Origin of the sequence: Flagellimonas taeanensis (assembly GCF_003584105.1) — a bacterium.
Lineage (GTDB): Bacteria > Bacteroidota > Bacteroidia > Flavobacteriales > Flavobacteriaceae > Flagellimonas > Flagellimonas taeanensis.
In genome coordinates this window covers 35,739-50,719 of sequence record NZ_QXFO01000005.1, presented here as the reverse complement: position 1 = coordinate 50,719, position 14,981 = coordinate 35,739, and the positions used below count along the sequence as shown (strand labels likewise).

The following is a 14,981-nucleotide window of genomic DNA, read 5'->3' as shown; positions in this document are numbered from 1 at the left end:
TTTTTGGCGTCTATGAGGGGTTCTTTAGGTCTAATGGGCAACTGGGCAAAAATAGGACTATTGTTGCTTATGTTGAGTACGATGGGTTGCAATACGCTCAAAAAGGTGGGGGAAGATGAATTATTGCTTACCAAGAACTCCATTTATGTCAACGAGGAAAAAGTCTCCACGAGTGAAATCAAGGGCCTGATCTCCCAAAAACCCAACAGCAGTGTCCTCGGCTATCCCCTTCGCCTGAACCTGTACAACCTTGCCAAGGAAAATCCTGATTCTTCATTCCAAGACTGGTTGCACAGAAAGGAAAAAAGGGAAAAACGCCTGAACAATCTCCTTTCCCAAAAGCAGGTGAGCCGATTGCAGGAATCCTTCATCGTAAAAGGTGCCAGTGAATTTCTGGAACGGGTAGGCGAGCCACCCGTGGTAATCGACACTTCGCTTACCCGAAAGTCCGTCGAGCGGTTGGAGGCCTACTACAACAGTAAAGGGTATTTCAACAACAATGGTTCCTACGAGATCGTGGAGGGCAAAAGAAAGAAAAGGGCCGAAGTGGAATACAACATCAACCTGAACAAACCCTACATCATCGATACCGTTCAGAAAAACATCACTTCGCCAGAGCTGGACTCCATCTACACTCTCTCTGCCAGACGGAGTTTCGTAAAGCAAGGCGAACAGTTCGACCTGGACAATTTCACTTTGGAGCGGGAACGGCTGACCACCCTTTTCAGGAATTCGGGAGTCTATAACTTTCAAGAAAGTTCCATCAACTATGATATTTTAAGGGACACCATAAAAAATGCCGATGACCAACTCATGGATGTCCAACTGAACATCAAAAAATTCAGGAGCACCACGGACAGTTCCGATACCAATGCACCCTATAGGATAGCCCGCCTCAAAAAAATCAACATCTATGCGGATTACGCCATAAACGGTGACTCGGATTCCCTAAAAACACTGGAATACGACAATTACACCATCCATTACCATGACAAGCTCAGGTACAGGCCCAAGGCGCTCACCGATGCCATTTTCTTTCAAAAGGACAGTATCTATAGGGATTTGGACCGGATAAGGACGTACAGGCAGATCACCAACCTGAACACCTTTAAATATCCCAACATAGAGTTCATTGCAGATTCCACCCAAACGGAATTGATCTCCAATATCTATTTGGCGGCGAAGCCCAAATTTTCGTTGAACCTGAATTTTGACGTCACCCATTCCAATATCCAACAGGTGGGAACAGCTTTCAGTACGTCGGTGATCACCCGTAATGTATTCGGGGGGGCGGAGACCTTGAACATTTCGGCAAGGGGATCTATCGGGCTTTTAAGCGATGCGTCGCTCTCCAACGAGACCTTCACTTCGGAACTTGGTGGGGACATCAACATTACCTTTCCCAGAATCTGGTTCCCTTTCAATACGGAAAGTATAATTCCCGGCTACATGCTGCCCCAGAGCAGGTTATTGGCGGGTACCAACTTCCAGCGGAACATAGGATTGGACAAGCAGTCGCTCAATTCCATACTATCCTACAACTGGTCGCCCACGGATAGGCTCAAGAACAATATTGAACTATTGAACGTCGAATTTGTGCGCAATGTGAACCCGGACAACTTTTATAACGTGTACCGGAACACTTTTTCAAACCTCGACAACATTGCGGACGATTTTCAAAACGACCCCCAATTTGCATCGTTCTATGAAACAGTGGACAATACCACTGATTCACTCCGTCTGAACATACCCGAAGGTGCCAACGAATTTGTCCGGGCAGTGCTCAACAACGAGGTTCCTGTCACCGAGGACCAATTGGACGAGGTGAACAGCATTGCGGAACGAAGAAGACGATTGACGGACAACAACCTCATTTTTGCCAGTAACTTCACCCATACCAAGAACAGCAAATCGGGCATCAACGACAATGATTTTTACCAATACCGTATAAAATTGGAAAGTGCAGGGAATGTCCTCTCGCTCATGTCAAATATTGTCCCCTACAATAAAAATGACAATGGACAGCTTTTGGTGTTCGGGGTTCCTTTTTCCCAATACATCAAGTCAGAACTCGACTACATACGACATTGGGAAATAGGTGATTCACAGGTGATCGCATTCAGGAGCTTCTTCGGAATGGCCGTACCCTACGGAAATTCGGACAACATCCCCTTTGTGAGGAGTTATTTTGCTGGGGGTTCCAACGACAACAGAGCTTGGAACGCCTACGAACTGGGACCCGGAAAGACGAGCAACATCAACGATTTCAATGAGGCCAACCTGAAACTGGCCTTCAATGTAGAATACCGCTTCCCCATAGCAGGGGACGTAAAAGGGGCCCTTTTTGCAGATGCAGGGAACATCTGGAACGTTTTTGACAACGAAAGCAACCCCGATGCCATATTCCAGGGAATTTCCTCTTTGGGCGACATTGCCCTTGGTACAGGTCTGGGACTCCGATATGACTTCACTTACTTTGTATTCCGGTTGGATGTCGGGTTCAAGACCTACAATCCTGCAAGAGTGGGAGCCGATCGTTGGTTCAATGAATACAACATCAGGAATGCGGTCCTCAATATCGGGATCAATTATCCTTTCTAGAGGAAATAATTTATTACTTTTGTTCCCTATTTTAACTCGAAACCATCTAAAACTATGTCCCATAATATTAAACCGGGCGTTGCTACCGGTGATGAAGTTCAGGCAATTTTCAAACATGCAAAGGAAAACGGCTACGCATTACCAGCCGTAAACGTAATTGGATCTGATACGATCAATGCGGTGATGGAGACCGCCGCAACACTGAACTCTCCGGTCATCATTCAGTTTTCCAATGGAGGAGCACAGTTCAATGCCGGTAAGGGACTTTCCAATGATGGCCAAAAAGCGGCCATACTTGGGGGAATAGCAGGTGCCAAGCACGTACACCAATTGGCGGAAGCCTATGGGGCAACGGTGATTCTCCACACCGACCACTGTGCCAAAAAATTGTTGCCCTGGATCGATGGGCTTTTGGATGCCAGCGAAGAACATTTCAAGGCCACAGGGAAACCTTTGTACAGTTCTCACATGATCGATCTTTCCGAAGAACCTTTGGAAGAGAACATCGAACTCTGTAAGGAATACTTGAAGCGAATGAGCAAAATGGACATGACCTTGGAAATCGAATTGGGTATCACCGGCGGCGAAGAAGACGGGGTGGACAATTCCGATGTTGACGATTCCAAACTCTATACCCAGCCCGAAGAAGTGGCCTATGCCTATGAAGAACTTTCAAAAATCAGCCATAGGTTCACCATAGCAGCTGCTTTCGGTAACGTTCACGGGGTCTACAAGCCCGGAAACGTAAAGCTGACCCCAAAAATTCTGAGAAACTCCCAAGAATACATTTCAGAAAAATATGGTGTGGAACATAACCATATCGATTTTGTTTTTCATGGAGGATCAGGTTCCACTTTGGAAGAGATCAGGGAAGCTATCGGATACGGTGTCATTAAAATGAACATCGACACTGACCTTCAATATGCCTTTTTGGAAGGTGTGAGGGATTATGTACAGAACAAATCCGCCTATCTTCAGGCACAGATCGGGAATCCCGAAGGGGATGACCAACCCAATAAAAAATACTACGACCCAAGGGTTTGGTTGAGGGAAGGTGAAAAAACCTTCATTGCCCGCCTCAAGAAAGCTTTTGAAGACCTGAACAACGTGAACACGCTATAGGTCATCTAACTAAATATTGATTACATGTCGTCTTGGTTTAAAAGAAAGGAAAAAGGAATACAGACCTTAACAGAGGAAAAAAAGGACACCCCAAAGGGACTATGGTATAAATCCCCCACAGGTAAAATTGTTGAATCTGAAGACCTTGCCAAAAATTTCTATGTAAGTCCCGAGGATGACTACCACGTTAGGATCGGCAGCAAAGAATATTTCGAGATTCTTTTTGATGACAACAAGTTCAAGGAACTGGATGCCAACCTAAGATCCAAAGACCCCTTGAAATTTGTAGACACCAAAAAATATTCCGAACGCCTGAAGGCCGCGGAGCAAAAGACCGGTCTGAAAGATGCCGTGAGGAGTGCCGTGGGCAAGTCGATGGGAAAGGAACTCGTGGTTTCCTGTATGGATTTCGCCTTTATCGGGGGCTCCATGGGCAGCGTGGTTGGGGAAAAGATCTCCCGCGCCATTGATGTGGCCATGAAGAAAAAGATTCCGTTCCTGATGATTTCCAAATCCGGGGGTGCCCGTATGATGGAAGCTGCGCTTTCCCTTATGCAGTTGGCAAAGACATCCGCCAAATTGGCCCAGTTGGCCGAGGCGAAGATACCTTACATCTCCTTGTGCACAGATCCCACTACGGGTGGGACCACCGCATCTTATGCGATGCTAGGGGACATCAACATCTCCGAGCCCGGTGCCTTGATCGGATTTGCAGGACCAAGGGTCGTCAAGGATACCACAGGAAAAGACCTTCCGGATGGTTTCCAGACCGCAGAATTTCTCAAGGAACATGGATTTTTGGATTTCATCACCCATCGCAGGGACTTGAAAAAGAACATCAACCTGTATATTGATTTGATCACCAATCAACCCATCAGGTCGTAAAAGGGGCCATTTGCCTCCCATTAAAATTTCATAGTCCAAAAAAAGAACTATCTTTGCGCGCTGATCGAAGGTCGATCGATACATAAAAATCATTTAAATAATATTGGAATGTATTTAACCAAAGAAGTAAAAGCCGACATTTTCAAGAAACACGGCGGCTCTGAGAGCAACACCGGTTCTACGGAAGGGCAGATTGCACTGTTCACACACCGTATTAACCACTTGACAGGACACCTTAAAAGGAACCACAAGGATTATAACACCGAGCGTTCCTTGGTAAGACTGGTAGGTAAAAGACGTAGTCTTTTGGACTATCTGAAGAAAAAAGATATTGAAAAGTACCGTACCCTTATCAAAGAGTTGGGTATCAGAAAATAAAAATGGAAGGGGAGGCCTTGGCTTCCCCTTTTTATTTTATTGGATTTGTTCCAATTTTAAAAAGTCCCGGTCCAAAAATCGGGCAAACACAAAAAGCTGCTTATAGTTTTTCATTGGTCAGTGCCCTTGGCACACAACAACAACACAACCCGATCGCCCGGACGGCGGTAGACCAAATGTTTAACGACCCAGATCATTAGGATCGGGTAAGATTATTTGTATGATTCCAAAAACTTTTAAAGAGGTCATTGACCTTGGTGACGGTAGGGAGATTTCCATCGAAACCGGAAAATTGGCAAAACAGGCCCATGGTTCTGTAGTTGTCCAATCAGGCAAATGTATGTTACTATGTACAGTTGTCTCCAATTATCAAGCTTCGGATGTGGACTTTTTGCCACTTACCGTAGATTATCGTGAAAAATTTGCCGCTGCGGGACGCTATCCAGGTGGTTTCTTCAAGCGTGAAGCAAGGCCCAGCGATGGCGAAGTGCTCACCATGAGATTAGTGGACAGGGTATTGCGCCCATTGTTCCCCAAAGATTACCACTCAGAGACCCAGGTCATGATCCAATTGATGTCCCACGACGAAGATGTCATGCCGGATGCCATGGCAGGATTGGCCGCCTCTGCAGCCATCCAATTATCCGACATTCCTTTTGAGTGCCCCATTTCTGAGGTTCGTGTAGGTCGGGTGAACGGTGAGTTCGTTATCAACCCTACCATGGCACAATTGAAGGAGTCCGACATCGACATGGTGATCGGTGCTTCCGAAGATTCCGTGATGATGGTGGAAGGTGAGATGGGTGAAATTTCCGAAGAGGAAATGGTAGAGGCCATCAAATTTGCCCATGAAGCCATTAAGGTACAGTGTGCCGCACAGGTCAGATTGGCCGAAGCCGTTGGTAAAAAAGAAACCAGAGAGTACGAACAGGCCGTTGAAGACGAAGCACTTCAGAAGAAAATCCATGACATGGCCTATGACAAGGTCTATCAAGTAGCCAAAGCAGGTTCTTCCAAAAAAGAACGCAGTGAGGCCTTTGCCAATATCAAGGAAGAGATCAAGGCCGCTTTTTCCGAAGAAGAACTTGAAGAATTTGGTGGCTTGGTCTCCAAATACTACCATAAAGCCGAAAAAGAAGCCGTCAGGAACCTTACTTTGGAAGAAGGCCTTCGTTTGGATGGAAGGAAAACGACCGACATCCGCCCCATTTGGTGCGAAGTGGATTATTTGCCCTCCGTTCACGGTTCATCCATCTTTACCAGAGGGGAAACACAGGCATTGGCAACGGTGACCTTGGGAACTTCCAGGGAAGCCAACCAAATAGACATGCCTTCCTTCGAAGGTGAGGAGACATTCTACCTGCACTATAACTTCCCTCCTTTCTCAACAGGAGAGGCAAGACCTATACGCGGCACTTCCAGAAGAGAGGTCGGACACGGTAACTTGGCACAACGCGCACTTAAAGGAATGATCCCAGCAGATTGTCCTTATACCGTTCGTGTGGTTTCCGAAGTATTGGAATCCAACGGTTCCTCTTCCATGGCTACCGTTTGTTCGGGCACCATGGCCTTGATGGATGCCGGTATACAATTGAAAAAACCCGTTTCCGGTATCGCCATGGGATTGATCACGGATACTGAAAGTGGCAAGTATGCCGTTCTTTCGGATATCTTGGGCGATGAGGACCACTTGGGCGACATGGACTTTAAAGTTACAGGTACCGCAGATGGTATCACTGCCTGCCAAATGGACATTAAAGTAAAGGGACTTTCCTATGAAATCTTGGTAAAGGCATTGATGCAGGCCAAGGATGGAAGGTTGCATATCTTGGAAAAATTGATCGACACGATCGCAGCCCCAAGACCAGAGGTGAAACCTTACGCTCCAAAAATCATTACCCGAATCATTCCTGGTGAGTTCATCGGTGCACTGATCGGAAAAGGTGGAGAAGTCATCCAAGATCTTCAAAAGAGATCCAAGACCACGATTGTCATCAACGAAGATCCAGATACCGAAGAAGGTATCGTGGAAATTTTGGGTACCGACCAAGATGGCATCGATATGGTGTTGGCCAAAATAGACTCGTTGATGTTCAAGCCTGAAGTGGGCAGCGTTTACGAAGTGAAGGTTATCAAGATGTTGGAATTTGGCGCCGTGGTGGAATATACCGAGGCTCCTGGTAACGAAGTATTGCTCCACGTGTCCGAATTGGCTTGGGAGCGTACCGAAAATGTTTCCGACGTAGTCAACATGGGAGATGTCTTTGACGTGAAATACCTAGGTATCGACCCAAGGACCAAAAAGGAAAAAGTGTCCAGAAAGGCACTGTTGCCCAAACCGGAAGGCTATAAAGAAAGACCTCCAAGAGATGATCGTGGTGGTGACCGAAGAGGTGGCGACCGTGACCGAAGAGGTGGTGACCGTGACCGCAGAGGTGGCGATCGTGACAGAAAGCCCAGAAGGGACTAAGTCAACTTTCATATTATAAGAGAAACCCTGGGAAACATTCCCGGGGTTTTTTCGTTTTTAGAAAACTTTTAGAAAGAAAATCCGCCAAAATGTAACTTTTTAAATTTTTCAACGTATAACCTAATGAGCCTCTGCTCACAAACTTAATTTGAAGGGAAAATTTTTAGATGAGACAGTTAAAGATTACAAAACAGGTTACCAATAGGGAAACCGCTTCGTTGGACAAATATTTGCAGGAAATCGGCAAGGTGGATCTGATCACCGCCGATGAGGAAGTGGAGCTGGCACAACGGATAAAGGCGGGAGACCAGGTAGCCCTGGAAAAATTGACCAAAGCCAACCTCAGGTTCGTCGTTTCCGTGGCCAAACAGTACCAAAACCAAGGACTCACCCTTCCCGATTTGATCAATGAAGGGAACTTGGGATTGATCAAGGCCGCTCAACGTTTTGACGAGACCCGAGGATTTAAATTTATTTCCTATGCCGTTTGGTGGATCCGTCAGTCCATTCTTCAAGCCTTGGCGGAACAATCCAGGATTGTGCGCTTGCCCTTGAACAAAATCGGCTCCATCAACAAGATCAACAAGACCTTTGCTTTCTTGGAACAGGCCCACGAGCGTACCCCATCTGCCGAGGAAATTGCCAAAGAATTGGACATGACCGTGGAAGATGTGAAGCAATCCCTGAAAAATTCGGGCCGCCACGTATCCATGGATGCCCCTTTGATCGATGGTGAGGATTCCAATCTGTATGACGTATTGCGAAGTGGGGAGTCCCCTAACCCGGACAAGGAGCTTTTGCATGAATCCTTGCGCACGGAGATCGAGCGTGCACTGGAGACCTTGACCCCGAGAGAGGCCGATGTTATCAGGCTTTACTTCGGTTTGGCCGGACAACATTCCATGACCTTGGAAGAAATCGGCGAGACTTTTGACCTGACCAGGGAAAGGGTCCGACAGATCAAAGAGAAGGCCATCAGAAGGCTAAAACACACCTCCAGAAGTAAGATTTTAAAGACATATCTGGGATAAAGTGCTAAAAAAACACAATAAATTACAGTTAAACATACCTTAAATTGTTTTTTTGGCAGGAAAGTTGTAATTTGTGTACCTACAACAGTTAATCATGACTGTTCGTTTTTTGATTGATGAATAAACTCCGGCTGATTACCGGAGTTTTTTCATTTATAGGAAGCTTGTAATTGGCTAACTTTGTACCATGGACAAGACAATAATCGCCCCCTCGTTACTAGCCTCTGATTTTGCCAATCTGCAACGCGATATCGAAATGGTCAACCAAAGTGAGGCCGATTGGTTCCATTTGGACATCATGGACGGGATGTTCGTTCCCAATATTTCCTTCGGGATGCCTGTGGTGGAAGCCATTGCCAAGCATGCCAAAAAACCATTGGACACCCATTTGATGATCATGGACCCCGATCGGTATATCAAAGCCTTCGCGGAATTGGGCGTGGACCATCTGACCGTGCACTATGAAGTTTGTCCCCATCTGCACAGGACTTTGCAGGCCATAAAGGCAGAGGGTATGAAGGCCGGTGTGGCCATCAACCCACATACGTCCATCAACTTGTTGGAAGATACCATCCAAGATATCGACATTGTAATCGTGATGAGTGTAAACCCCGGTTTTGGTGGGCAATCGTTCATTGAGAACACCTATCAAAAGGTGAAAGACCTGAAAAAACTGATCCAACGAAAAAATGCAAATACCCTGATCGAGATAGATGGGGGCGTCAACGCGGCCAACGCCAAGAAACTGGTGGAACACGGTGCCGATGTTTTGGTAGCCGGCAGTTTTGTGTTCAAAAGCAAAAATCCGACAGAAACCATCAAAGATCTAAAAGAAAGGACGTTATAATGCAGGAGTTTGATGTTGTAATCATTGGGGGCGGCCCCATCGGCATTGCCTGTGGGCTGGAAGCCAAAAAAAGAGGCCTCAGCTATATCATCATTGAAAAAGGACCCATTGTCAACTCACTGTTCAACTATCCCATCAATATGCAGTTTTTTTCCTCTTCGGAAAAACTGGAAATAGATGGCATCCCCTTTATCAGCAAGGAGGCCAAGCCCAAGCGCAACGAAGCCTTGGAATACTACCGAAGGATCGTGACCTCCAACCAACTGGACATCCACCTGTTTGAAAAGGTCATCACCGTGGAAAAAGAAAATGATATTTTCCAGGTCAATACCGACAAAGATCAATACAAGGCAAAAAATGTGGTTGTGGCCACTGGCTTCTATGACTTGCCCAATCGCATAAACGTGCCGGGCGAGGATTTGCCGAAAGTATCCCATTATTACAAAGACCCCCATTTTTATGCCAGTCAGAAATTGGCCGTGATCGGGGCCAGCAACTCGGCCATCGATGCCGCTTTGGAATGTTGGCGAAAGGGCGCGGAGGTCTCTTTGATCATCCGTGGGCCAGAGGTAGGCCCAAGGGTAAAATATTGGGTGCGCCCCGACATCATCAACCGAATCGAGGAAGGCAGTATCAAAGCCTATTACAACAGTACGGTGAAAGAGATCGCCCCAAGGGAAATCATCATTGACACCCCAGAGGGCGAGACTTCACTGGAAAACGATTTCGTGCTCGCATTGACGGGCTATATGCCCAACTTCACCTTTTTGGAAAGGCTGGGCATTGCTCTTTCCGACGATGAAAAGCGGCTTCCTTCCTATGACCCCGAGACCATGGAGACCAATGTGCCCGGACTGTTCTTGGCCGGAGTGATCTGTGGTGGGATGGAAACCCATAAATGGTTTATCGAAAACTCCCGTATCCACGCCCCCATCATCATGGACGCCATCACGCACAAGGAAGCATCTGTGTAATAGTTCAATCCATCTGACAATACGTCCGCATTGATCAAGTTTCTCCAAAGGAAAAGCCTCCGGCATTACCCGAAATGAACCATAGCGTGCAAAACTGTATTCGTTTTGCATTTTTATCTTTGTTGATGTTCAACCCCAAAAGTTTTGGATATGACCAAGATCATCATAGCATCCGATTGCGGAAATTCACCGAAAAGGGAATTCCTAAAAAAACTGAACATTGCCTTTGCGAAAGGGGATGTGGCCTTCCTGGACGCCTGCGTGACCGATAGTATCCGCTGGGAAATTATTGGGGACAAGACCTTGGAAGGAAAGGAAACCTTCCTGAAGGAGTTGGACACGATGAAAGTGTCCATTGCCTCAGAACTTGTCCTTCACAAAATTCTGACCCATGGAAAGGAAGGAGCTGTGAACGGCACCCTTAAAATGCATGATGGGAAAAAATATGCCTTTTCGGACTTCTATGAATTCAGCAGTGGCAGAGACGCCAAAGTAAAATCCATCATCTCCTATGTCATCAAAATTTGATGCCTGTACAGTTTTAGGGTGTTCAAAAATCAAGGCGATGGCTTACTTTAGCACCAGTAACCCCATCAACTTTGATTATATCTATGAAAGCACTTGCTACCATTGGACTATTGATCTTGAGCAATACCTTCATGGTGGTTGCCTGGTACGGCCACCTCAAATTCCACGAATGGAAATGGTTCAACAAACTGGGCCTGATCTCCATTGTACTCATCAGTTGGGGAATTGCCCTTTTTGAATACATGTTCCAAGTGCCCGCTAACAAGATCGGGTTTCGGGAAAACGGGGGACCGTTCAGTCTCATTCAATTGAAGGTAATCCAGGAAGTCATCACTTTGGTGGTCTTTGCCATCTTTACCCTAGTGGTCTTCAAGACCGAGACCTTTAGGGCAAACCACATTATTTCCTTTATTTTTCTGGTCTTGGCGGTCTATTTTATGTTCAAAAAGTAAACGCGGTATCCAGTTCAAATGGTCTTGAGCTGAGCCTGCAACACTTTGTTGGCCTTGAGCATGGCCCTTCCATCCCTAAAACTCAAATAGGAATGTCCATTTTGGTGGTTGAGCATGCTCACCTCGCACATCAAGCCCCAATGCCGCGTAATCTCCCGCCATGCAAACCATAGGGAATGTTTGGGGTCATAAATGTGGGTAGCCTCCCCCCCTGCCCCATTGATCTCAATGGCACAGAAATTCTTCCCTTCGCACAACTCCTCAAACGTATTATAGAGCACATCCAACCTACCGTAATGAAAATCTTCCATGGGAATGCAAACCTCATTTATGGTCTTGGTGAGTGCATCGTTCAATTTATGGCTGATGTCCACAAACTTGGCGCCCCTCGTGTGGCTTCCGTAGGGGACCAGGATATATTCCTCCCCTTCTCCCAAAATAGTGTGGAGCCGCTCTCCCAACTTCTTTTGGAGTATATGCAATTGCAGGTGGCTTCTCGGATTTTTCTTGATGAGTTCCAAGATGGTGCTTTTTCCGTCCCCAATAACGGAAAGAAATTCTTTGGACACAATTCCTGTGATCTTCCCATGGGTCTCCCCTGGCCTTCGTACATAAAAAATACCGACTTCATTTCCGTAGGGAATCAGTTCCTGGACCAGATAGTGGGAAGGGGTTTTCCGAACATAGTCCCTGAACTGCTCCTCATCATGTATTTTTTCCACCCCAAAGGATTTCATCCCAATGTCAGGTTTGGCAATAAAGGGAAAGGATATGCCTGAAGTCCGTATTCGCCCTAGGGCTACATTGGGCGCCTCATCCTTGGTAATGAAGACTGTGTTGGGGATGTACTGACGGGGTATCAGTCCATAGATCGACATTTTGGATTCCATGGCCATTCCTCCATTTTTCATGCTGGGATTGGCGGCATTGAAAAAGAAAAAGGAACCTGCCTTTAGGGAATAGAAGAGCCAAACCGGGAACAGTGGATAATAAATGGCCCATAACGGCCAATATTCCCAATGGGTGAGTTTATGCCACTTCAATTTTAGGGAGGTCATTCTTTACACAGTGAGTTGGTTCGGTGAAAGGGAGACTTCGAATGCCTTATCGTTCAGTAGGTCGATGTGCTTCAAGAGGCCCTGCCCTTCATGCTCCAATATGGTCTGGGTCACACTGAAGGTCTTCAACCCGGTTTCACGGTCAATGATAAACCCGTTCTCAAAATCCTCATGGTTGTTGGTATGAAAATCAACTACATCCGAAGCCTCAATGGGATGGGTTCTTTTCATAAATCCATCGAACAACGAAGCTCGGCGCCCGATGACGGCATCATCATACAAGGTAACAGATGACCAGATATGGCTTTTGGACTTGTCCAAGGGCCTAAAATATTTTTGTCCGCCATCCCACCTGAATTCCAATAAATGGGCATGGAACAACACAAGAGTGAAGGGTTCAATGTTATAGAGATCGATTTCCGAGAGCATGGTCAGTGGGGCTTCGCTACCAATGATGTCCAAAAGGACCAAACCACGGCTTTTTGCATAGTTACCATTGGAGCTGTGTTTCACAAAGGCCCCGTTCAGCAGAACCGCTATGGCGCCGTTGTCGTTGAGGGCGAACCAAGTGCCCCCGGCCTTGGGATCCTTGGGAAAGAGTACTTTCACGGAACCTAAGGTTTCTTCTTTGGGTTCATGGGCCAGTGGTCGGGAGATGTGCTCATCCCTGTTGGATGTGATAATGTACTTATCCCCCGAAGGTACAAAACTTACTGTGCACATGCCTTTCTATATTGTATGGTGGACGGCGCCACTCCGAAAGATTCCGGAAGCTGCTTTTCCGTAAAATGTTGGATACCTACTTTGATGAGCGCATGGTGGTGGATGGTATGCTCTAGATTGTACATCACTTCCCTGTGGTAATTGGATTCCAAACAGACATCCTCACCTCCCAGTTCATAATTGACCTTGATGGGCTTGTTGGGGCGTTCCAACCGGTCCTGGATCCAACTGAGCTGCTCAATGGCAAAGGGAAGTTCTTCGGCCAATTTCAGGTTGCGCTCCCGTCGATCATAGGAAACATCGGCGGTCTCATAACCATTTATCAAACAAAGGTACAGCTCAATGATATGGCGGGTATGCTGGCCGATACTGGAGTTGGAGAGTACACTACATGACTGTGCATAACAATCCTTTGGCAATTCCAAAAGGATGTGTTTAAACTGCTCAAGGGTATCCAAAGAAGATTTGAACATACTTACTCAATTTTATGATGAATTCGTTTTTTGATGAAAATGAACATAAGGTAGAAAGAAAATCCAAGGTACAACAACCCCATCATCAGATTTGTGATGGTATGATAACGGTCGTAGTTGGCAAAAATGAACTTGCCGGCCAGAATAAAAATTCCCAAACCGACGAGGGTTCCCAAACCTATGCCCAGTATATAAAATACATAATGACTGTTCGATCTCTGCAAAATCCCTTTGCGGTCCAATACTTGGTTCCAGGTCATCCAAAAAGGGAACTGCAAGGGGTTCAGCGCGCTCAGCAACAGCCCCAACACAAAGGTCGATCCAATCTGAGGGAAAAAATCCGTCTTGGAATCGGTCACCGTAACGCTGTCCATTTCCAAAAAACTGGACAAGGACAAATAGAGCAAAAAAACAATGCCGAGGGGAAGGATATACTTCAGGGCCCTTTCCCCCAAATGTAACCTTTCATTCCCGTAGAGGGTGATCCTGACCACCGAGAGTTCTACCAAAACCACAGCCATGGCAAACCAAATTGCCGAGACCAGACCCTGTGAAGCCGCAATGTCAAAAGCAGTAAGATTGAGCGTCCCGAAGGGCAAAGCCCCAACGAAGCTGATCAGCAAACCATAAAAACAGACTTTTGCGTAATTGGGCATATAGAGATTAGTTGTTAATGGAGCTCCAAAACGTATGCACAGAACAGGAACAACCTGCACATTAGACTTGGATTTCTTCGGAATGTTACGGATTCTTGATCTTTTTCCAGTTCTCGTCCGCCTTGGTTTTCAGGACATTTGGAGATTCTTTGAGCCATAAGTCCAAGGTATTGGTATTACCAGCGTTGTAGAACAGGTAAAGTTTCCCCTGCCTGATCTCAAAAGTTTCCGGGTCCACCCTTACCTTTTTTCCAGACACGGCCACAGCATAGGCACAATATCCTCCATACTCAGGTAGATATCTTGTAGGTTCAGCCATGAATTTTTCCATATTGGATTGGCTTTCGAACTTATATTTCACCCCATCATATTCAGTTGTATACTCCTTGAGCCCTTCATGGGCCTTACCTGAAAAATAGGAAACCACATCATATCCATTAGCGGCATAGCCCTTATGAACGTTATAGTCAACACTCTGTGCATGGGCAAAAAAACTGATGGTCAAAAAGAGGGCAAGAAGCGCTTTTTTCATATGTACTTGTATTTACGTTTCATTTGACCAACATGGGAAATCCAGTGGTCTGGACTGGGTTAGTCAGAAGGTCTTTTTATTCCTTTCACCGATTTATGATAAAATCCAAACCGATCGACCACACTTCCAGGCTTTGGCCATCATCAAAAAGCACTCTTTTCTCCTTCAAAAATTATTTACACTTCTTCAAACCGCTCATCCGTCAACCCAAAATGGCTATCCATCAATTGTCCCAAAATTCCTCGAAGCCA

General features: G+C 46.2%; 16 protein-coding genes. 11 read left to right on the top strand and 5 right to left on the bottom strand.

Annotated elements, in window-relative coordinates; translation table 11 throughout:
- Nucleotides 1-12 precede the first annotated feature (12 nt).
- From tamL to D2V93_RS00235, 11 genes are all read left to right on the top strand, one after another.
- The gene (tamL, locus tag D2V93_RS00285) at nucleotides 13-2,601 is read left to right on the top strand and encodes a translocation and assembly module lipoprotein TamL (protein WP_119617925.1); all 2,589 of its coding nucleotides are present in this window, start codon (nucleotides 13-15) and stop codon (nucleotides 2,599-2,601) included.
- Between the two features lie 54 nt (nucleotides 2,602-2,655).
- Nucleotides 2,656-3,723: a class II fructose-bisphosphate aldolase gene (fbaA, locus tag D2V93_RS00280; RefSeq protein WP_072878589.1), complete on the top strand. Its 1,068-nt coding sequence runs from the start codon at nucleotides 2,656-2,658 to the stop codon at nucleotides 3,721-3,723.
- Between the two features lie 24 nt (nucleotides 3,724-3,747).
- Nucleotides 3,748-4,608 (top strand): acetyl-CoA carboxylase, carboxyltransferase subunit beta, encoded by an 861-nt coding sequence (gene accD, locus D2V93_RS00275; RefSeq protein ID WP_119617924.1) that lies wholly within the window; start codon nucleotides 3,748-3,750, stop codon nucleotides 4,606-4,608.
- Between the two features lie 108 nt (nucleotides 4,609-4,716).
- On the top strand, nucleotides 4,717-4,986 hold the full coding sequence (rpsO, locus tag D2V93_RS00270; RefSeq protein ID WP_072878584.1) for a 30S ribosomal protein S15: 270 nt from the start codon (nucleotides 4,717-4,719) through the stop codon (nucleotides 4,984-4,986).
- Nucleotides 4,987-4,988: 2 nt separating this feature from the next.
- Nucleotides 4,989-5,186 carry a hypothetical protein gene (locus D2V93_RS00265; RefSeq protein WP_072878582.1) on the top strand — a complete coding sequence of 66 codons (198 nt, stop codon included), beginning with the start codon at nucleotides 4,989-4,991 and terminating at the stop codon, nucleotides 5,184-5,186.
- A gap of 20 nt (nucleotides 5,187-5,206) precedes the next feature.
- Nucleotides 5,207-7,456, top strand: coding sequence for a polyribonucleotide nucleotidyltransferase (locus D2V93_RS00260; RefSeq protein ID WP_119617923.1), 2,250 nt, complete (start codon nucleotides 5,207-5,209; stop codon nucleotides 7,454-7,456).
- Between the two features lie 167 nt (nucleotides 7,457-7,623).
- Nucleotides 7,624-8,487 carry a sigma-70 family RNA polymerase sigma factor gene (locus D2V93_RS00255; RefSeq protein WP_072878578.1) on the top strand — a complete coding sequence of 288 codons (864 nt, stop codon included), beginning with the start codon at nucleotides 7,624-7,626 and terminating at the stop codon, nucleotides 8,485-8,487.
- A gap of 187 nt (nucleotides 8,488-8,674) precedes the next feature.
- Complete coding sequence (gene rpe / locus D2V93_RS00250) at nucleotides 8,675-9,334, top strand: ribulose-phosphate 3-epimerase (RefSeq protein ID WP_119617922.1); 660 nt, start codon at nucleotides 8,675-8,677, stop codon at nucleotides 9,332-9,334.
- Nucleotides 9,334-10,308 (top strand): YpdA family putative bacillithiol disulfide reductase, encoded by a 975-nt coding sequence (locus tag D2V93_RS00245; protein ID WP_119617921.1) that lies wholly within the window; start codon nucleotides 9,334-9,336, stop codon nucleotides 10,306-10,308. The genes rpe and D2V93_RS00245 overlap by 1 nt, the downstream gene beginning before the upstream one ends.
- Nucleotides 10,309-10,458: 150 nt before the next feature.
- A complete protein-coding gene (locus D2V93_RS00240) occupies nucleotides 10,459-10,836 on the top strand; it encodes a nuclear transport factor 2 family protein (RefSeq protein WP_119617920.1) in 378 nt (125 codons plus the stop codon).
- A gap of 83 nt (nucleotides 10,837-10,919) precedes the next feature.
- On the top strand, nucleotides 10,920-11,288 hold the full coding sequence (locus D2V93_RS00235; RefSeq protein ID WP_072878572.1) for a DMT family protein: 369 nt from the start codon (nucleotides 10,920-10,922) through the stop codon (nucleotides 11,286-11,288).
- Nucleotides 11,289-11,302: 14 nt separating this feature from the next.
- Here the strand turns inward: D2V93_RS00235 and D2V93_RS00230 are convergent, their stop codons facing one another.
- The 5 genes from D2V93_RS00230 to D2V93_RS00210 form a co-directional block, all read right to left on the bottom strand.
- Nucleotides 11,303-12,346 carry an ATP-grasp domain-containing protein gene (locus D2V93_RS00230; RefSeq protein WP_119617919.1) on the bottom strand — a complete coding sequence of 348 codons (1,044 nt, stop codon included), beginning with the start codon at nucleotides 12,344-12,346 and terminating at the stop codon, nucleotides 11,303-11,305.
- 3 nt (nucleotides 12,347-12,349) lie between these two features.
- Complete coding sequence (locus D2V93_RS00225) at nucleotides 12,350-13,069, bottom strand: NRDE family protein (protein WP_119617918.1); 720 nt, start codon at nucleotides 13,067-13,069, stop codon at nucleotides 12,350-12,352.
- Nucleotides 13,057-13,542 (bottom strand): DinB family protein, encoded by a 486-nt coding sequence (locus D2V93_RS00220; protein WP_119617917.1) that lies wholly within the window; start codon nucleotides 13,540-13,542, stop codon nucleotides 13,057-13,059. Before D2V93_RS00220 ends, D2V93_RS00225 begins: the two co-directional genes overlap by 13 nt.
- Before the next feature lie 2 nt (nucleotides 13,543-13,544).
- Nucleotides 13,545-14,198 (bottom strand): LysE family transporter, encoded by a 654-nt coding sequence (locus tag D2V93_RS00215; RefSeq protein WP_119617916.1) that lies wholly within the window; start codon nucleotides 14,196-14,198, stop codon nucleotides 13,545-13,547.
- A gap of 85 nt (nucleotides 14,199-14,283) precedes the next feature.
- The gene (locus tag D2V93_RS00210) at nucleotides 14,284-14,730 is read right to left on the bottom strand and encodes a YHS domain-containing (seleno)protein (RefSeq protein WP_119617915.1); all 447 of its coding nucleotides are present in this window, start codon (nucleotides 14,728-14,730) and stop codon (nucleotides 14,284-14,286) included.
- Nucleotides 14,731-14,981: the final 251 nt, after the last annotated feature.